Genomic DNA, 20,496 nt, shown 5'->3' with positions numbered 1-20,496 from the left:
TTCCTCCTAAAGGCGGGCAAGGACGTTGTCTAGTACATTTAGTCCTTGGTCTATTTGTTCTTTGGTTATCGTTAATGGTGGAATCATACGAATGACTTCACCTTCGTTTCCGCAAAGGTAGAATAATACGCCTGCTTCTAAACAGCTATTTAATACGTTCATAACAGCTTCACCGTCAGGTTTCCCATTTACTGGATCCCTTAGTTCTATACCGAGCATTAAGCCAATTCCACGCACTTCATGAATCACATCATATCTCTGCTTCATCTCTGTTAATCTGGTTAATGCATAAGAACCCATTTCCGATGCGTTTTCAAGCAAGTTTTCTTCCTTTATTACGCTTAAAGATGCTCTAGCAGCTGCACATGCAATAGGATTTCCGCCAAATGTTGTACCATGAGATCCAAGTGGCCATTGTTCCATAAGTTCTTTAGACGCAACAGTTGCACTAAGTGGTAAACCAGCAGCAATACCTTTTGCGATTGCCATAATATCTGGCGTTACACCAAATGATTGTGCAGCAAACCAATTACCTGTACGTCCAAAGCCTGTTTGTACTTCATCAAAGATGAGTAGGATACCATGCCGATCACATATTTCACGTACTTTCTTTAGCCACGACTTTGGAGGAATGATATAACCGCCTTCCCCCATTACAGGTTCCAAAATCATACATGCAACCTCTTCTGGATCTACTTGATGTTTAAATAGAGACGTAACATCCTTCTCCAGTTTAGCAGCAAAGAAGGTATCAGGATCTTCATCACTCGGACAATCTTCTGGTAAAGCATACGGGAGTTGGTAAGTTAGCCAAGATGGTTGCTGAAATTTCCGATACTTACTCTTCGATGTGGATACACTTAACGACCCGATTGACCTTCCATGAAAGTTTCCAGTAAATGAAATAATGTATGGACGCTTCGTAACATGTTTTGCTAATTTCAATCCACCTTCAATTGCTTCCGTTCCACTATTTGAAAAGAAGAAATTATCTAGATTACCTGGCATTATTTCTTGCAATTCTTCAGCTAGTTTTAATATAGACTCATAGATAATTACCCCTGAAGGTCCATGTACAAGATGGTCAGTACTATCTTTAATGGCTTGTACGACTTTTGGATGACGATGTCCCACATTTTCTACCGCAATACCAGAAGTGAAATCTAAATATTGCTTTCCATCTGTTCCATAATAATAACAGCCCTCCGCCTTGGTAACTGGTAAGTTCGGATGATCTTTAGCCATGCTAGGTGCTAAAAAGTTCCCAATAGAATTTGTAAGTTGTTCCCAATTATTTGTAGGTGTTGTCATTTCCATGCTCCTTTGGTTTATCTTTTTATTATTAATGTATATTTATAAAATTATTTGCATAAAAATTATATACTAAATTTCGTGAATTTAGAAGAGGTAATCGAAATTTCTTATCATCTATGAATAAAGCATTTTTTTCCAAATAAAACAAAGGATTGGTGTACATATAAAAAGGCCGATGAACTTAACAAATTGTTGCTAAGTCATCGAGCGCTCCGTACAAATGGAATAGGTGGTGCAGCTATAACTGTTTTTTTCTCCATAAGAATGTATATAAATCAACAAAAAATGAAAAAAGCAACACTACAGGGCGAAAGAATAAACCCTATTACGATAAAAGCTTGATTCGTTTGGATCGGCGGTTTTGGTATCGTGTTGCCCATGAGCATACCCCCTTCACTATTCTAATTAGAAAGTTGACTGTTTTATTTTGCAAATTTATAGCCTTACAATTTATACCTAGTGAACCCCCTTACTATTGTTGAAATAACAGATTATAATAAGGTTGCAAGTTAGATGAAATCATTTAACAGTTAGTTATTGCAATATTTCTTTTCTGGAAAGGAATCTAATGATGGTATTAGATAAAAGACGTGCGCACTTATTATCTTTGTTAATTCAAGAGGAAAATCCTATTCATGCAAACGCATTGTCAGAAATAATAGGGGTTTCATCACGTACAATTTATTATGATCTGCAACAAGTTAATGATTGGTTAGAGAATCAAGAACTGCAACCAATACAATCGATTTATGGAAAGGGTTATTTATTAGTAAGTGATGTGAAGGAGGAACTACAGGGTCAAGGTATTCATATTACGGATGAATACGAATATCAACTGGCGGAGAGTGAACGTCAGTATCTTCTAATGATTAAATTATTGATTGAAAATCAACCATCTACGATGAACCAATTTATCAAGTTGACACAGATGAGTAGAAGTTCCCTGGTTAAAGATTTAAAAACGGTAAGAACGTATATAGATGACTATGAACTTACACTTACTTTTACACGTCCAATAGGCTATCAAGTCAATGGTTTAGAAGAAAATAAACGAAAACTATTATTAAGTATTCTTTCACGTACGATCTTACAATCTAACTCAGTTATACTTCATAAAAAAATCTATCAATTATTATTTGCGAACAGTCAAGATAAAATACGTGACATGCTTTTAACCATTATCCATAAGGCAGAAAGCAAGTTACATCTCACTTTAACGGATGAAATGGAGGAAATGTTAATTGTTCAACTGCTTATTATGATCAAGCGTATAAAGGTTGGTCAAGTCGTCGAAGTAGATAGCCAAGAAAAGGAGGTATTGAAACAATCCACCTATTTTAAAGCATCGCAGTTTATAACCAATACGTTAGCTGAGCAATTCGAAATGCCGGTCCCATTCAATGAAGTTTGTTTTCTAACCATGAATTTATTAGGTTTAAAAGTTCATCATGATGATTTTAGGAACTATACAGAAAGAGAGCTATTCGGTTTACAGCATGTTGTGCATCGAATGGTTTCAGATTTTCAAAAAAATGCTTGTGTTATTTTCAACGACCGAGAAGGTTTAGAAAAAAATCTTATTTCCCATATGAAACCATCCTATTATCGTCTGAAGTATGGGGTGCCATATTCGAATCATTTAACTGAAAATATTCAAAAGAATTATACAGACATCTTTCATTTTACCAAACAAGTCGTCATTCATTTACAATACTATGTTGGTAAACCTATTCCAGATGATGAAGTTGCTTATATTTCTCTACACTTTGGTGGTTGGTTAAAGAAAGAAAAGAAACAAGTAAACATGAATTATAAGGCAATTATTGTATGTGAGAATGGGATTGGGACGTCGAACATGTTAAAGACTCAATTAGAAAGTTTGGTTGCAGGATTAGATGTAGTAGCAATTCAATCCATTCGTGAATTTCATATTAATCACTATAACGTGGATGTCATTTTCTCTACAAATTATTTAAAGGAGAAGGAAATTCCTGTTATTCATGTAGCTGCTATCCTAACCAACTATGAGAAAGAAAGAATTTTGAAGCAAATAAATGACATGTTCCATATCTCTTCTGTGAATAAAAATAATACAGAACATTTAATGGAAGTAATTGAAGAATTTGCTGTCATACAGGATCCGATAGGTTTGAAAACAGCATTAGCAAACCTTATTGAAAATCGAAAGCAATTAGTAAAGGAGATAAGGAAACCAATGCTAAATGAGTTGTTAACAGCAAATACCATACAATTCCGAGATCGAGTGTCTAATTGGCGAGAAGCTATTACAGTTGCGGCAGAGCCTTTATTACACCAAAAGTCGATTCGCTCTGAATATATACAAGCGATGATCGATAATGTGAACGAACTGGGACCCTATATTGTAATGGCACCTAATATTGCATTGCCACATGCAAGGCCAGAAGCTGGGGTAGAACGCTTAGGGATGAGTTTTCTTAGATTAAAAGAACCTGTTTACTTTTCAGATGAAGAAAAACATCGTGCCCAACTTATTATTGTATTAGCTGCAATTGATAATGAAACCCATTTAACAGCTTTATCACAATTAACGGAACTGTTATCGGAGGAAGAAAAAGTAACGCATTTAATAAAAGCTGAAAGTATAGAAGATGTACAACATATGATGAAACAAGTTATTAAGGAATAGGGGGATAAAAAATGAAAAAAGTATTAGTTGTCTGTGGAAATGGGTTAGGAAGCAGTATGATCGTCGAAATGAATGTAAATGCTATTTTAAAAGATATGGGAAAGGATGCAAATGTTTCTCATACTGACTTAGCTACAGCAAAAACAGAGCAAGCAGATATATTTTTAGGTTCTGAAGATATTGTTGATAGTTTAGATGACGGTCATAAAAACGTAATAAAGTTAAAAAATCTTATGGATAAAGGCGAGCTTCGTGAGGCATTGGAAAAACATTTTTAAAATATAACGTGAATGAGAAGGGGAGTAATTCAATGGTAGACTTACTTATGAATGATGTGCTAGGTACTCCTGCGATTCTTGTTGGACTGTTCGCTTTAATTGGCTTACTTGCACAAAGAAAGAATATTGCTGACGTTGTTTCTGGAACATTAAAAACAATAATGGGATTCGTTATTTTAGATGCAGGTGCAAACGTGATTGTGTTGTCCTTGGGACAGTTTTCAAATATGTTTAATGAAGCTTTTTCCGTAGATGGCGTTATTCCGAATAATGAAGCTATTGTAGCAGTGGCCCAGCAAAGCTTTGGTACAGAAACCGCGATGATTATGCTTTTTGGTATGGTTGTAAATATCATACTTGCAAGAGTAACACCCTATAAATATATTTTCTTAACAGGTCACCATACGATGTTTATGGCTTGTATGATTGGTGTCATCCTAACAACAGGCGGGATTACGGGTATAACATTAATTGTTGTTGGTTCCATAATCTTAGGGTCTTTAATGGTACTTTCACCAGCAATGCTGCAACCATTTACTAGAAAAATTACTGGTTCAGATGACTTCGCAATAGGACACTTCGGATCCTTTGGGTATTTTATTTCTGCGTTAATTGGAAGGTTCGTCGGAAAAAATTCAGCGTCTACAGAAGAATTAAAGGTTCCGAAGTCACTAGGGTTTTTACGTGATACATCTGTATCTGTCTCATTAACCATGGTTATCTTATTCTTTGTTGTGGCACTGTTTGCAGGTCCAGCTTTTATTGAATCCGAATTAAGCGAAGGTCAACATTTCTTAGTATTTGCATTTTTGCAAGGCTTAACGTTCGCTGCAGGTGTTTATATTATTCTAGCTGGTGTACGTATGCTCTTAGGAGAAATTGTACCAGCTTTTAAAGGTGTTGCTGATAAATTTGTTCCCCATGCAAAACCTGCACTAGATGCACCAGCAATATTTCCATTCGCTGGTAATGCTGTAATTATAGGTTTCTTGTTTAGCTTTATGGCTGGATTAATAAGTATGTTCTTGTTACCTGTATTTGGTTTAAAAGTAATTGTACCTGGATTAGTCCCGCACTTTTTTACGGGAGCTGCAGCAGGTGTATTCGGTAACGCAACGGGCGGACGAAGAGGGGCAATTATTGGTTCCATGTCAAATGGTCTTATTATAAGCTTCTTGCCAGCATTGCTTTTACCTGTATTAGGAACAATTGGTTTTGAAGGTACGACTTTCGGAGATGCTGATTTTGGAGTGGTAGGAATTGTTTTAGGAAACTTGATTAATGTTATTCCATCAACTGTATTATTTATTATCATTACCTTTGTAATTCTAATCATCCTTTATATGATTGGATGGAAAGCAATGAAGAAAGTGGAGAAGGAAGACGCAGCATAGTTTATTGTAAACAGGTATTCTACAAAAGAGTACCTGTTTTATAATAGAGCAGGTGCTTAAGATAAATTAATTTGACAATGAAGTGAAACAGACATAGACTTAAGACCTATACGTACAAAATAATCAGAAAAGTAACAAGGGGTTTCGTTATGCTTCGTAAAGTAAAAGAATTATTACCAGTGTTATTTGATTCAAAACCAATGAAAATAATTGGTGATATCTCCCTAATTTTACTGGTTTTCGTTTTGTTTATTGGACTAATTATATTTGTCTATTTACTGGTATCAAGCCTATTATATAATGGGGCCGTGTAGCCTGGATTATTGAAATGGAATTCCTGTTATTATTTTAGTCTAATAAATGCTAGTGAAAATATAAATAAAAATACTAAACCAGCACCTATTAAAATACTGATAATATCCATAAGAAAAAACTCCCAGTTTTAGTATTGAATAGCGAAGAGGAAAGTTGCTATAAATGCATCGTATAAGAATAGTGCGATAATTGCAATACGTATTATAATTTCTAGTGTATAGCTTGGGGATAAACCAAGCTTTTTTTACTTTAGGAAATGATTACTTTTATGCTGGAGGTTACCTAACCAATTAATCTAACTGTCTGCAATGATCCGTCCATGACACGCGAACACAGACATGGTTATATGGCACTGATGCCTTTGTTCTGTAATGGTATGCTATTTGTTTATAAAAGGTCTGTTACTACTTCCCTTATCATAATGTATTAATAAAGCGGAAAAAAGATGCTTTAGAAAATCTGGTCAAAAAATGATTCATTTCATTTAGGTACCAGTCTCGTTGGAGGTAGTAAACATGGAATTTATTGAGGCCATTCTAAAAATTTTGTTAGTTAACCTTATATTAAGTGGAGATAACGCTGTTGTAATAGCTATGGCAAGTAGGAAACTACCCAATTATTTGAAAAGACAAGCAGTTGTTTGGGGGACGATCGGAGCTATTACGTTTCGGATTATTTTCGTATTTCTAGTGATCTACCTCCTGAAATTGCCTTTCATCCACTTCATCGGAGGCATCCTCTTGCTTATAGTTGCTTATAAATTATTGGTGGACAAGCAAGAAGAACAGCAGATAAAAGGTGGCAGTTCACTTAAAGAAGCAATCGTTATTATCATTTTTGCTGACTTAATTATGAGCTTAGACAATGTATTAGCAATTGTTGCAGTTTCGAATGGAGATATATTATTGATTATGATCGGAATTATAGTAAGTATCCCCATTATTATTCTGGCAAGTCAATATATAATGGAATTAATGGAGGATTATGCTTCCATTGTCTATGTTGGAGCTTCAATTCTAGCGTGGACAGCAACAGAAATGCTGCTCAAAGAACAATTGATGGTTGATCTTCTTGCTTTTATGCATATCACAGATACCGTTTTATATACCGTAATTATCTTATTTATACTAGTATTCGGCGGATATAAACGAAAAAAATATAACGCCTAATCAGAACGAATTCTCTTTTAACCACGATTAGAAATATATGATAATATGAACGTATTGTATTTTCAGTATTCGTGATAAAAGGGGAGAAGATGAATGTTTGACTTGGCGGTTATGGAATGGCTGATTGTGATCTTATGTGCATTATTTATTGGTTTTTCTAAATCTGGTTTGCCAAACCTCGTCATATTGGTTATAACCATGATTATGTTTGTCTTCCCAGCAAGAGATTCGGTAGGCATCTTATTGCCGATGTTGTTAATTGGAGACTTGTTTGCAGTTACATACTATCGAAGAAATGTTGTTTGGAAGCATCTGAAGGATTTGATACCTTGGGTTCTAATTGGTATTGTAGCAGGGTATTTTGTTTTAGAATATGTGAACGATCAACAATTAAAACCAATTATCGGTATTATTGTGTTAATAATGATCGCATTAAATTTCATTCGCGAACGATTAGGTACGAAATTTAATCAAATGCTTCCTGCTTCCAAAAGTTTTACATTGTTAATGGGAATCCTTGGGGGATTTACGACAATGGTGGGGAATGCTGCCGGGGCAATTATGACGATTTACTTATTGGTTAAAGGCTTACCGAAGAAAGAATTCGTTGGAACAAGTGCATGGTTTTTCTTATTGGTAAACGTGATAAAAGTGCCTTTTTATATTCATTTGGGATTAATTACAACGGATTCTGTCATCGTTAATATAACAATGGCACCGGTCATTATACTCGGAGCATGGATCGGTGTTAAAGTATTACCGTTAATTCCGCAAAGAGTGTTTACTATTCTTATTCTATTATTAGCTGCTTTAGGTGGAATTAATTTACTCTTGAATTAACGAGGAGGGAAGAAAATGACATCCTTTCCGGCAATAAAGGCAGCTAAGCAATTTATTAGAAACGAATTTTCAACTTGTGATGCAGCTCTCTTAGCTGGGAGTACAGCAAGAGGTGAGGGAACAGAGACTTCTGTTTTAGATCTTGTGGTTTTTGATAGAACTGTTCGGTTAGCGTATAGAGAATCGGTGAAAGCTATCAATTGGCCAATTGAAGTATTTGTACATAATTTATGTTCTTATAAAAACTTTTTTAAAAAAGATTGTGATCGTGCGAAGCCATCACTACTTCGAATGGTGGTTGAAGGCATCGCGCTTCAAGATAATGGGATCATTCATTCAATAAGAAGGAAGCGGCTATCCTTTTAAATCATGGTCCACTAATCTGGTTAACAAGTAAGATCAACCACCAACGTTATCTCATAACGGATATAGGAGAGCAGGTGAAATCATAATTGCTAATCGATTACTAGATTTAGAATTTGCTTTACGAACGAATAAGCATTGGCTGGTTACATCTAAATAGCTGATGCGATCTTTAGAGTCTTATAATGAGATATTTGCTAAGAATTTTATCAATGGATTTGACGATTTACATATGGTAACAAAGAGTAGTAATGCAATTAGTGGAGCAAGTATTAGCACCATATGGTGGTAGGTTATTTGAAGGGGATTCAATTGGAAAGTAAGGTAACTGTGAATTACACATAATAAATGATCATAGCTACAAGACAAATAGTTAATTTGGCAAGAAACTTCATATTGGCTTCACCTCCAATACAGTCCATTTATTAAGGTTTGGTTTAAGTATAAAATACAAATATTAAACCGGTATGAATACATCGTAAACGATATGTAAATGTAATACGGATAGCCCCAGCAATAGCATCAATTATTTGTACATAAATCATTCTAGATACGTATAAAATGTATCGACGGAGGAGGTTGTACAATTGGATGCTATCTTAGAGATTAGCTTATTCATTTTTATTGGGCTAATAATGGGCGGGGTATTCGCATGGTTAATGCTTAAAATAGGGAAGCAGCAAATAATAAATCTTTATTTGTTTGCTACAGGAATTCTAATAGGTGTCGTCGGTTTCATGTTAATACCAGATGCCTTATCGCATTATAGTATTCCCGGATTAATGATTGGGACATTAGCTGGACTTTGTTTCATGATGTGTTTAGATGAATATGTAGTTAAAATTATAAAAAGAAAACAGATTCATCCCCGATTTGTTAGTGGTTCATTATTTTTAGTACTTGGTATCATATTCCATACGTTGCCGGCAGGGATTACAATAGGTACGGAACTCACCGGAAGTTCATGGGAGATGAATTCGTTAGTCGGCACATTTTTGCTTCATCAGATTCCTGAAGGTATGGCGTTATTTGTTTCTTTTTTAGCTTGGACTGATTCCCTGACTCCATTTTTCTTTGCTGCACTTCTAGTAGCATTAAGTTTGTTTTTATCCATTCTTATAGGAAACTATGCGCTTGCATTTACTTATAAAACAAAATCAATAACTATGGGGCTAGCAATTGGAACCCTTAGCTTTGCAAGTGTACATAGCATATATCTCCAACAAGTAAAAAAACAGAGGAAGTTTGTACATATCCTTTTAGGGGTTATGTTTGTACTTCTCTATATGATGGTATTTCTTGAACATGGAATAAGATGAGGGCTAGTGTAATTATCAGATTTTTGATATTATATTGAAATATCATTGGATAGGGGGAGTAGAAATGCGCGTATTAGAAAAAATTAGTTCAATAGCTGGAAATACATTTGCAATATGGGTTGTTTTATTTGGAATTATCAGTTTTATCTTACCTGATGGATTCACTTGGATTGCTCCACATATATCGGTCTTATTAGGAGTGATTATGTTTGGTATGGGTTTAACGCTTTCTCCTGCTGACTTTAAGGGGGTCATGCAAGCACCAAGAAGTGTATTAATAGCGGTTCTAGCGCAGTACACGATTATGCCATGCATAGCTTATGGATTGGCGGTTGCATTTCAGCTCCCTCCCGAAATAGCAGTTGGGGTTATCTTAGTAGGTTGTTGTCCAGGAGGGACTGCTTCCAATGTGATTACCTTTTTAGCAAAAGGAAACACTGCTCTATCTGTATCAGTAACTACGGTATCTACGTTACTAGCACCAATATTAACACCGGCATTAACCCTTCTATTTGCGAGTGAATGGATGTCCGTATCATTTGCAGAAATGGTCATGTCCATAGTTAAAATGGTATTATTACCAATTATATTAGGTGTTATTATTCGAATGCTTTTCCGTAAGCAGGTTGAAAAAAGTGTAGCCGTATTGCCGCTCGTTTCAGTCATTGGCATTGTAGCTGTTGCAGCAGCAGTTGTATCAGTTAATACAGATGCGATTGCATCCTCCGGTTTACTTATTTTTGGTGTAGTCGTGTTACATAATGTATTAGGATTAATGTTAGGGTTTATGTTAGCAAGGATCTGCAGGCTAAATTTCCATGATCAGAAAGCAGTTTCGATTGAAGTAGGAATGCAAAATTCAGGACTTGGTTCTACACTAGCTCTTACTTATTTTGCGCCAATTGCAGCTGTACCAAGTGCTATTTTCAGTGTATGGCATAATATTTCTGGACCGGTTTTAGCAACCATTTGGGCGAAGAGAAGTCAAACTATTGATCCGCCACAAGATAAGGGAGAAAAATTAGCATAAGTGGATAAAAGGAGAATGTCTCAAAGGCATTCTCCTTTTATTATAAAGAGCTTGAAATAAATTAGATTTGATTAGATCTAATTTATTGATGAATTAGAAAATAAAGAAATTAATAAATAAATGTGTTAAAATAATAAAATAAATACCTTCGGAGGGAATGTATATTGAAAAAGAGTTATTTTAATAATGACAATGTATATTCTGAGAATTTGAAATACCTATCTAGTATTTGGTCTGAGAAAATAGATAACTTCTATGTATTGTGCATTTATGATGAGGGGAATTTTAATAACCCGAGCTATCGGTTATTCAATAACAACATCTCAATTGTGGAAGGTAGTAAGTCATCTAATACGTTCATTATTTGGGAGCAATCCTATCAAAAAAATAAAGATTTATTTTTTAAATTACGTGTTGCCTCAAGAAATGAATTGATGAAACAAATAGCAAAATATATTGTAAATTATTTATTGAAGGAATATGAATCGTATTCCAGCGCTCCGATTGAAAGTCACCAAATTCTTAATAAAAAAAGTTATATTAGCAAATTAATTGAGAAATTCGAAATTATATTGAAAAGAGATACATTCCTCGTAAACCATAGAGTTTGGGAGGATTTTTGCAAATGGTTTAAAGCATACTTAATAAATTGGGTACTTGAGGATATCCAAGAATCAATTGGTATTCCGACAATGAATACGTTAAATGAAAAACAACTAAATGAATTATTTTATCATTATATAACTAAAAACTTTACGGAAAATAACGATTTCACTGTAAAGTTTACAAATATTATCGACGATTATGTTCAAAAATGGGTAGAAAAAATTATTGCTTCACTGAAACTTAAGAATATATCGATTGATAAAATCATTCAATTGCTTGAACTAACTGAAGATCCAATAACAATCAAAGGCAATAATTATCAAAAAGATATCTATTATACGTTAATTAAGGATGGATGTATACGTGTAATGAGTAATGCTCCATATCAAACTGTAAGAGAAGCATTATCACTAAATAGGTTCCAGCATAATCCATCTTTACCTTGGCCCAGTGCGGTTCTACATAATGGTGTGATTGATGGAGTGGTGCAAATAAAGCCAATTCGTTTTCAGAAAAAAGCGAAGAATAGTGATGTACCCAAGGTGGTATCGTTGAAACAAATCGAACGGTTATTTGAATTAGCAGTTGATGTATATGATGCATTATGCAGTTTTTATTTATCAAGAGCCCAGCATCACAGCGATATTGTAGAAATTCGAATCGATGATCTATTAGCTTTAAGAGGTCTAAAACCAAAACTTGGAGGAAGTGGTCGAAGAGGAGGATATGAAAGTGAACAGCGCAAAAATATTTTGGAAGCGCTTTCTGTTATACAGAAATTATGGATTAGCTTAGAGAAGGCTACCGTGTATGAGAAAGGGAAGCCTGTTCAATTGAAATTAGAGGGAAGCGCATTTAAATTTTTAGATGACCGTAATAAAGAGCAATTCATTGATAGAAAATTACGAGTTCAAACTATAAGGTTTACGGTAGGTGAGGTATTTGAAAAGTATTTATATGGTACCGGCAGGCAAATCGCATTGTTACCAATTCAAACTTTACAGTATAACGTTTATCGTAAAAAATGGGAAAAGAAATTAATAAGATATTTGAGTTGGAGATGGAGAACGCAAGCCAGAAAGGGAGAATACTTACAACCTCACAAAATAAGCACATTATTAAGTGCTATAGGGGAGAAGGTAAATGAACGAATACCATCTAGGTCAAGAGATAGATTGGAACAAGCATTTGATGCATTATTGGAAGGTGAAGTAATCGCATCGTGGCAATATGAGCAGTGGAATGAATCGATTGCATCAAATAAAGGATGGTCACGAATATGGTTGAATTCGACGGTTATTATCGAACCTCCGGATGCCATTAAAAAGCATTATATTTCAATAACGAAGCAGCGAGGGAAAAGTAACAAATTTACAATTAATCCAAAATATTCAAAATCAATAGATGATGAACGTAATATTGGAAAAGAATTAAAGGTTATTCGGAAAGATCAAAAGCTTACGATATCACAATTGGCAGAAGAATTGGAGATATCTGCTGCGTATTTGAGTACGATCGAAAGAGGTATCAATATACCATCGAAACGAGTAGAAACTAGAATAATACGCTGGATGTATAGTTATGAAATTAAAAAATAAAATAGCACTTCACCCTCATACATGTTTGGTGTATGAGGTTTTTTTGATTAACTATGCGTTTAAACAATTCACATGTCGGGGTTATCATGAACTGTTGTCGGGTTTGAATAGGTTAGAAATTTTTTTATGAGCTTTTTGCTTCTTGTATGAAGGCAACTTTTGAAATTAGTTAAAACCTAATAATTAAATAAATTTGATATTTAGTTTAATAATAATATTTTTACCTCTCGATTTATCATGACGAATAACATAAATAAATCGAGGTGATGGATATTGGTTTATCAAGAGGAATCCTATTTAGAGCTTGAAAATCTGTTTAATCCACAATCATTAGCTATACTGGGTGCTTCTGGAAACAAAAACAAGTTAGGAAATATGCTAATTAAATCCTTAATAGAAGGAGGTTTTAAAGGAGAGATCTATCCAATAAACCCAAAAACTGAAAGCATAGAAGGTTTGGATTGCTTTGCTTCTGTATTAGATGTACCAACTGAGATTGATTTAGCAATCTTTTGTGTAGGTGCAGACAAAGTAATAAATGGCCTACAAGAATGTGCAAGAAAAAATGTGAAATCCGCAATTATATATGCTTCGGGGTTTTCGGAAATAGGAGAAGCAGGTGAAAAAGAACAGCAGCGAGTCAATCAAATCGCAAAACAGGCAGGAATTCGACTAATAGGCCCTAATTGTGTAGGAATTGTTAATACTTCTAATGGATTAATGGCAACGTTTTCGCCTGGTCTTACAGGAGTTCCAGAAAATAAACAGAGAGAAGTAGGGTTTGTTACACAAAGTGGAGCATTTGGTGTATTGACTTATATTGCAGCAGCACAAAACAGGCTAAGTTTTAACTACTTTGTAAGCGTTGGGAATGAAGTTGATACCGAGTTCTCCGATGTAATTGAGTACATGCTTCATGACTCAAACACTAGTGTGATTAGTGGATACTTAGAAGGGGAGAAAAGCCCTCATAAGTTACGTCAATTAGCAAAACAAGCATTAGATAAAAATAAGCCAATCGTCATAATGAAGGCAGGGAGAAGTAATGCAGGTAGTAAGGCAGCTGCTTCACATACTGGATCATTAGCTGGTTCGGACAAAATTTATGATGGTTTATTTAAACAGACAGGTATTATTCGGGTAGATGATTATGAGGATATAATTGCTTTTACAAAGCTCTTTTTATCCAAAAAACTACCTACAGGTAAAAATACAGCTATTGTTACTAGTTCCGGTGGACGAGGAATTAATGAAGCAGATCGATGCGAAGCATTTGGTCTTAAAATAAATCCATTAAATGAAAAAGTTAAGAAGGATATCGAACAAAATATTCCATCTTATGGAAGCGCTTTAAACCCAATAGACCTAACTGCAGCTGCAGCAGTATCTAATCCAGAATTATATATTGAACCACTTAAGGTTCTTGCTAACGACCCTGAGACAGATATAATCATCTTCACCGAATTTCCAATGGGCTGGACGGAGGATAATCCATCCTTAAAAGAGTTTGTGGATATATGTAGAAATACGGATAAATTTATTCTTATTGCTACGTTTCCGTTAGAAGGTATGTCGATTCCAAAGTCAGCTGATTATCTTGAACAAAATGGGATACCTGTAATACCTGGTGATTTAAACCCTATTAGAGCACTGAAAAAGTTAGTTCAATATAGCGAGAAATATGAAAAAAATAAACGAGCAAATGAACAAACATCACCTAAAATTAGCAGAAAAAACGAATTGCAGTTACAACCAGGAGCAACTCTAAGTGAGTCTCAAGCAGCTGATATTTTAGATCTTTACGGAATTCAAACAACGAAAAGAGCGATCGCTTTATCATTAGATGAAGCTGTCAATCAGGCAAATACAATTGGTTATCCAGTTGTCTTAAAAGTTGACTCGCCTGAAATTCCTCATAAAACGGATGCTCATGCAATTGCGTTAAATATAAGCAATGAACAACAGTTAAGGAAAACATTTAATCAGATTTTAAAAAATGCTAAGGAATATAACCCTGATGCCCAAATTAACGGAATATCTGTACAAGAAATGTTACCTGAAGGAATTGAGGTAATTGTTGGAGTCACGAATGATTCCGTATTTGGTCCAGTTATTATGTTAGGACTAGGTGGGGTATTTGTAGAAGTTTTCCAAGACACTTCATTTAGAATTGCACCTTTAACTAGGAATGACGCCATCGAAATGATAGAAGAGTTACAAAGCTTTCCAATTCTTAAAGGATTTCGAGGAAGGGATTCAGTTGCTTTAGAGCCTATTATAGATACGTTGTTAAAGGTATCAGCATTTGCTTCTGATTATGGAGATGCTATCAAAGAATTGGATATTAATCCTCTTATTGTATATGAAAACAAAGTTGTTGCGGCTGATGCAATGTTGGTGGTACAAGATTCCAAAAAAGTATTGAAGATTGGTGGTTAATAAAAGTATGGAATTAGATAAAAGTGTAATTGGCTTACAAGGGAAAGTTTATAACTTTGAAGTGGAAAAAAGACATATTCGCCAATTTGCAGAGGCGATAGGTGATCCGAATCCTTTGTATAAGGATGAACAATATGCCAAGGATACACCCCACAAGGGAATTATCGCTCCTCTAACTTTTCCAATTACGATTGGTGCAGATGGAGGAGATCTGCCACTTCAGCTAGATACAAAACGAATGCTACATGGGGAGCAAGAATTTATCTATTATCAATCGATTCGTCCTGGTGATCGGCTCCAATGTCAAATGAAAGTGACTGATTTGTATGAACGAGAAGGAAAAAGTGGACGTATGCAGTTTTTAGTAATAGATACGGAAATTAAAGATGATGAAGAACAGATGGTTGCTATCAGTAGGATGAATATTATTTACAGAAGCTTAACTACGTAATGCCAGGAGGAGAAATGGTGATGTTAAAAACAGAATTAAATTTTGACTCACTAATTGAAGGACAAGAGCTTGAGTCTTTAAATAAGCCACCTATTTCAAAGGTCCAATTAGTGAAATATGCAGGTGCATCTGGTGATTTTAATCCGTTACATACGGATGATGCATCTGCACAAAAGGTAGGTATGGATGGCGTAATTGCCCATGGAATGCTAATTATGGGATTTCTTGGCCAATATGTAACGGAACTTGCAGGTGATCGTGCAGAGACAAGGAATTTCCGTATGAGATTTGGAGCAATTACTAAACCAGGAGACGAGATTACTTGCTCCTCTACTGTAGAAAAACGATATGAAGAAGCTGGGGAAAAGTTTGTATCTTTAGCATTAGAAGCCAAGAAGCCTACAGGGGAAGTAGTTGGAACTGGCACAGTACTACTACGCTTTCAATAATACCAAGTGAAAAAATAAGGAGGTTTATAGATGAGTAGAATAACTGACAGATATGCAATTGTAGGTGTAGGTGAAAGTGAGCGTTCGAGAAATTCTGGTACTACACCGCTGCACCTTGCGTTAGATGCTTCAAAAGCTGCGCTTCAAGATGCTGGTCTGCAAGCAAAGGATATTGATGGATTTATGAGTTATAACGAGAATGATTCTTGTACATCACATCAATTAGCAACTCATTTAGGTGCTCGGCCAAAATATGTAAAAGATATTCATGGTGGTGGAAGCAGCACGGAAATGTTAATTAGTGACGCTGTAGCTTTAATTGAGGCAGGCTTACTAAACACAGTATTAATTTTTCGTTCGATGAATGGTAGTTCAGGACAACGTGTAGGACGTGGCTATGATCCAGATATGTTACAAACAGCTTTGCCTGAGGGGAGTTTCATTATTCCATATGGTTCTGCTAGCCCTTCACAATGGTTTGGTATGTTTGCTACGCGTCATATGTATGAAACAGGAATTACAAAGGAACATTTAGGTCATGTCTGTACGAGCTTTTATGAGCATGCGCAAAAGAATTCAAGGGCATTTTTAAATGGAAAGCCATTGACCATGGAAAAATACCTGGAAACACCGGATATTAGTTATCCATTCAATATTCATGATTCCTGTGTGGAGCTTGATGAAGCAAATGCAGTAATCGTAACATCTGCAGACAGAGCAAACGATGGTAATTCAAAACCTATCTATATCATGGGATTATCTGCAAGACAAACGCATTCACACGCCCATTATTGGTCCGACTTAACTCAAGTAGCTTCTGACTTTGCTGCTCCTGAAGTATATCAATCAGCTGGTGTAAAACCTGGGGACATTGATGTTGCAGCCATTTATGATTGTTTTAGTTGGGTAGTCCTTCGTCAATTAGAGGCATTTGGATTCGCGCCACGTGGAGAAGTTGGAGATTTTGTAGCAGATGGAAATTTAAGAATTGATGGAAAATTACCGACGAACACTGCTGGTGGCATGCTGTCAGAAGGATATACACATGGAATGAATAATACGATTGAGCTTGTTAGACAGTTGCGGCATCAGTATAAAAATACAGATCGTCAAGTTAATGATTGTGAGATTGGAATTTGTACAGGTTGGAGTGGTCCAGACCTTGCTGGAGCGATGGTACTTAGGGGATAACAGTATATTATTAAATGGATTACTAGATTCATAGTCAGGCTTAACTATTAATGAGGAGGGATAGAATGGAATTTCAAAAACCAATTCCACTTAAAAATCAAGATAACAGCCCTTATTGGGATGCAGCAGATCGTCACCAATTAAAAATTCAAAAATGCAATGACTGCCAAGCGTATGCACACCCACCTGGACCTACTTGTGCAAAGTGTGGAGGAGGTCGACTTAGTTGGATAGACTTCGGTGATCATGTGAAAGCAACCATCTATTCATATATTGTGTCGTATCGTCCTTTTTTACCGGGTTTTCAAGATGATCTACCACTGGTTATCGCTCAAGCTTCCTTGGAGGATGTCCCAAGTGTAAGGATTATGTGTAATGTTCTAGATTGTAAACCAGATGATATGCATATTGGAATGCCTGTAAAAATGGTTTGGGATGATATCACAGAGGATAGAGCTCTTCCACAATGGAAGCCAATCGATTAATAGAATACGTTGCCACTAAATCCAATACAATCGATGAGGATGTGAATGAATGGAATTTACAATATCTAAAAAAGAAGAAGCTTTTCGAGAAGAGCTAAAAACATGGCTTAGTGAAAATCTTCCATATGGATGGATGGAAGGAAAAAGAGAAATCCCTACAACTAAGGAAGAGTATTCAAAATTTCTAAGAGATTGGCAAAGAACGCTATATGAAGGGGGATGGGCAGGTATTGCCTGGCCAAAAGAGTATGGCGGACGGAATGCAACCATTATGGAAGAAATTATCTATCACCAGGAAATGGTTCGTGTGAAGGCACCTCCTCTTATCAACTATATTGGCATTCATATGGTTGGACCAACATTAATTCGGTCAGGAAGTGAGCAACAGAAGCAGAAATATATACAAAACATACTCACAGGTGAAGAAGTATGGTGTCAAGGGTATTCAGAACCAAATGCTGGTTCAGACCTTTCCGCTATTCAAACAAATGCTACGAAAGACGGTGATTGCTGGATCATTAATGGTCAAAAAGTTTGGACCAGTTATGGGCATTTAGCGGACCGCTGTTTTCTATTAGCACGTACAAATAATCATCCAGAGAAAAAACATAAAGGAATTACTGCCTTTTTATTAGATATGAAACAATCTGGGGTAGAAACGAAACCAATTTTACAAATGGATGGTAATCAAGAATTCAATGAATTATATTTAACCGATGCTATCGCTCATGATGCTGACATCATTGGTGAGGTTGATGAAGGTTGGAAAGTAATGATCGAGCTAATGCTGCATGAACGTGTCGGAATTGGAGCAGAGTTATTTAGTTTAGAAATGCGCTTCAATGAGATGGTAGAAATAGCAAAGGAACATCATGTTAATGAGAAGCCATTACTTGAAGATAGATTCGTGAGACAAAAAATGGCTGAATTCTATGCACGATATCGAGGATCACTATTAAATTACTATCGCAATCTTACGAACACACTTAAGAAAGGTCATCCAGGTCCAGAAAGTTCCATTGATAAATTGCTTGTCAGTGAATTAAATAAAGAAATGGCAAGCTTTATGATAACGATACAAGGGCATCATGGCGTTTTATGGAAGGAAAATGCGCCTGTCGATACGGTTTGGCAAGATGAATTTTTAGCTTCGTTTGGACAGACAATTGGTGGTGGGACGAGCGAAGTCCAACGAAATACGATAGGAGAAAGAGTCTTAGGTTTACCAAAAGATAGAGGTCGTTAATTGAAAGGGTGGTAAGTAGAATGGATTTTGCTTTGAATGAAGAACAAGAAATGTTTCGTGAGTACTTAAGAAAATATCTAAATGATGTTGGTCAGACCAAAGTTGCTCGTAATTTTATCAAAGGTGATCTACAAGGATTTCTTGACATTCATTCAGGATTAACGGATCTTGGGTGCACTTCTATTAATATATCAGAAGAATATGGAGGACTTGGACTTAGTTCTCTTGATTTAGTTCCTTTTTTTGAAGAAATTGGTCGCTCTCTATTACCGGGGGTTTATTTGGAAACAATGGCTTTTGCTGTACCTTTATTAGAATTATATGGAACGACGGAACAAAAAGAAAACTATTTGCCGCAAATAGCATCTGGGTCAAAAAAAATTACACTTGCATGGCTCGAACCAAACAAGAGTTTTAACCCAGACGAGGTAGAATGTTCAGCTGAAATTAACGGGGATTCACTTATTATTAATGGGGTGAAGACATTAGTATCTGATGGAGATATTGCTGATATCTATATTCTTTTAGTACGTACAGGTGAGGAAGTAGAAGAAGGATTATCGTTAGTCCTAGTTGATCATTCAGAAGAAATTAAACGAAACAATCTGAAGTGTGTAGACGAAAGCAAGCACTTAGCAGAACTTAAATTCAATAGTTTGGCGGTACCTATAAACCAGGTGGTTGGGCCTATAAACCAAGGATGGTCTTTATTACAAGAAGGGTTGCTCTACTTAAATGCTGCACTTAGCTCTCAAATGGTAGGAGGAATGGATCGGGTAGTAGAAATGTCAACGGAGTACGCGAAAATTCGAGAACAGTTTGGTCAGCCAATAGGTCGTTTCCAAGCAATTAAACACAGAATCGTAGACATGAAATTGGAATTAGAAACAGCTCGTTCATTAAGTTATTATGCCAACTGGACACTGGAAAACAGTTCTGATGATCGAGCAGCTGCAATCTACAGTGCAAGGTCATTTGCAGCAGAAGCTTACATTCGTTCAGCTTCACAAAATATACAGATTCATGGAGGAATTGGTTTTACAGAAGAGATAGATTGTCATTTATATCTAAAACGAGCTCGCTATTTTGAAAATTATTTAGGTTCATCCCAAGATTATAATGAGCAGGTTGCATTAGCTTTGGCATGGTAATTAAAGAAGGGGATTAAATTACGTGAACCTTCAATCAGTGGAGGGGTTTCTTTTCACCCACTGATTGTTAGTGCCGCGAGGTTATGACCTAAAGGCCTCTGAACAGAATCGGACTTTTGACTTTCAGTTGGATCCCCCGCTTATCCTTCTGGGCCTCACATCGTAGGGTTGAAGAGGGGGTCTTACTGCC

Annotated in this window: 19 protein-coding genes; 18 read left to right on the top strand and 1 reads right to left on the bottom strand. The window is 35.8% G+C overall.

Annotated features, from left to right (window positions below):
* Window positions 1-6 precede the first annotated feature (6 nt).
* Entirely contained in the window at window positions 7-1,311 is a 1,305-nt protein-coding gene (locus BN990_RS13355) for an aspartate aminotransferase family protein (RefSeq protein ID WP_021291935.1), read from the bottom strand.
* Window positions 1,312-1,885: 574 nt separating this feature from the next.
* On the opposite strand from BN990_RS13355, the gene BN990_RS13350 reads away from it, so the two are divergent.
* The 18 genes from BN990_RS13350 (at window position 1,886) to BN990_RS13275 (ending at window position 20,306) form a co-directional block, all read left to right on the top strand.
* Window positions 1,886-3,982, top strand: a complete 2,097-nt coding sequence (locus BN990_RS13350) for a BglG family transcription antiterminator (protein ID WP_038245522.1) — start codon at window positions 1,886-1,888, stop codon at window positions 3,980-3,982.
* Window positions 3,983-3,993: 11 nt separating this feature from the next.
* Complete coding sequence (locus BN990_RS13345) at window positions 3,994-4,260, top strand: PTS sugar transporter subunit IIB (protein ID WP_021291932.1); 267 nt, start codon at window positions 3,994-3,996, stop codon at window positions 4,258-4,260.
* A gap of 32 nt (window positions 4,261-4,292) precedes the next feature.
* Window positions 4,293-5,654 (top strand): PTS ascorbate transporter subunit IIC, encoded by a 1,362-nt coding sequence (locus BN990_RS13340; RefSeq protein WP_021291931.1) that lies wholly within the window; start codon window positions 4,293-4,295, stop codon window positions 5,652-5,654.
* 149 nt (window positions 5,655-5,803) lie between these two features.
* Entirely contained in the window at window positions 5,804-5,968 is a 165-nt protein-coding gene (locus BN990_RS22620; RefSeq protein WP_158295241.1) for a hypothetical protein, read from the top strand.
* Between the two features lie 516 nt (window positions 5,969-6,484).
* Window positions 6,485-7,138: a YjbE family putative metal transport protein gene (locus BN990_RS13335; RefSeq protein WP_038245519.1), complete on the top strand. Its 654-nt coding sequence runs from the start codon at window positions 6,485-6,487 to the stop codon at window positions 7,136-7,138.
* Between the two features lie 93 nt (window positions 7,139-7,231).
* Window positions 7,232-7,978 (top strand): sulfite exporter TauE/SafE family protein, encoded by a 747-nt coding sequence (locus BN990_RS13330; RefSeq protein ID WP_021291928.1) that lies wholly within the window; start codon window positions 7,232-7,234, stop codon window positions 7,976-7,978.
* 15 nt (window positions 7,979-7,993) lie between these two features.
* The gene (locus tag BN990_RS23515; RefSeq protein ID WP_021291927.1) at window positions 7,994-8,344 is read left to right on the top strand and encodes a nucleotidyltransferase domain-containing protein; all 351 of its coding nucleotides are present in this window, start codon (window positions 7,994-7,996) and stop codon (window positions 8,342-8,344) included.
* Window positions 8,345-8,504: 160 nt separating this feature from the next.
* Window positions 8,505-8,633, top strand: a complete 129-nt coding sequence (locus BN990_RS23510) for a hypothetical protein (protein ID WP_337588257.1) — start codon at window positions 8,505-8,507, stop codon at window positions 8,631-8,633.
* 295 nt (window positions 8,634-8,928) lie between these two features.
* Window positions 8,929-9,660 carry a ZIP family metal transporter gene (locus BN990_RS13320; RefSeq protein ID WP_038245516.1) on the top strand — a complete coding sequence of 244 codons (732 nt, stop codon included), beginning with the start codon at window positions 8,929-8,931 and terminating at the stop codon, window positions 9,658-9,660.
* Between the two features lie 64 nt (window positions 9,661-9,724).
* Entirely contained in the window at window positions 9,725-10,690 is a 966-nt protein-coding gene (locus BN990_RS13315; protein ID WP_021291925.1) for a bile acid:sodium symporter family protein, read from the top strand.
* Window positions 10,691-10,854: 164 nt separating this feature from the next.
* Complete coding sequence (locus tag BN990_RS13310; RefSeq protein WP_038245515.1) at window positions 10,855-12,894, top strand: helix-turn-helix domain-containing protein; 2,040 nt, start codon at window positions 10,855-10,857, stop codon at window positions 12,892-12,894.
* Between the two features lie 273 nt (window positions 12,895-13,167).
* Entirely contained in the window at window positions 13,168-15,333 is a 2,166-nt protein-coding gene (locus BN990_RS13305) for an acetate--CoA ligase family protein (protein ID WP_038245514.1), read from the top strand.
* Window positions 15,334-15,340: 7 nt separating this feature from the next.
* Window positions 15,341-15,784 carry a MaoC family dehydratase N-terminal domain-containing protein gene (locus BN990_RS13300; protein WP_021291921.1) on the top strand — a complete coding sequence of 148 codons (444 nt, stop codon included), beginning with the start codon at window positions 15,341-15,343 and terminating at the stop codon, window positions 15,782-15,784.
* 20 nt (window positions 15,785-15,804) lie between these two features.
* Window positions 15,805-16,233 carry a MaoC/PaaZ C-terminal domain-containing protein gene (locus tag BN990_RS13295; protein WP_021291920.1) on the top strand — a complete coding sequence of 143 codons (429 nt, stop codon included), beginning with the start codon at window positions 15,805-15,807 and terminating at the stop codon, window positions 16,231-16,233.
* Between the two features lie 30 nt (window positions 16,234-16,263).
* Window positions 16,264-17,424, top strand: a complete 1,161-nt coding sequence (locus tag BN990_RS13290) for a thiolase C-terminal domain-containing protein (protein ID WP_038245513.1) — start codon at window positions 16,264-16,266, stop codon at window positions 17,422-17,424.
* Window positions 17,425-17,489: 65 nt separating this feature from the next.
* Entirely contained in the window at window positions 17,490-17,909 is a 420-nt protein-coding gene (locus BN990_RS13285) for a Zn-ribbon domain-containing OB-fold protein (protein WP_021291918.1), read from the top strand.
* Between the two features lie 49 nt (window positions 17,910-17,958).
* Window positions 17,959-19,155, top strand: coding sequence for an acyl-CoA dehydrogenase family protein (locus BN990_RS13280; RefSeq protein WP_038245512.1), 1,197 nt, complete (start codon window positions 17,959-17,961; stop codon window positions 19,153-19,155).
* 20 nt (window positions 19,156-19,175) lie between these two features.
* Complete coding sequence (locus tag BN990_RS13275; RefSeq protein WP_038245510.1) at window positions 19,176-20,306, top strand: acyl-CoA dehydrogenase family protein; 1,131 nt, start codon at window positions 19,176-19,178, stop codon at window positions 20,304-20,306.
* The last annotated feature ends 190 nt before the right edge of the window (window positions 20,307-20,496 follow it).

The sequence above is a fragment of the Virgibacillus salexigens genome (assembly GCF_000723585.1).
Taxonomy (GTDB): Bacteria; Bacillota; Bacilli; order Bacillales; family Amphibacillaceae; genus Virgibacillus; species Virgibacillus salexigens.
Note: the sequence above shows the minus strand (reverse complement) of the source record. Positions and strands in the feature narration are given on the sequence as shown.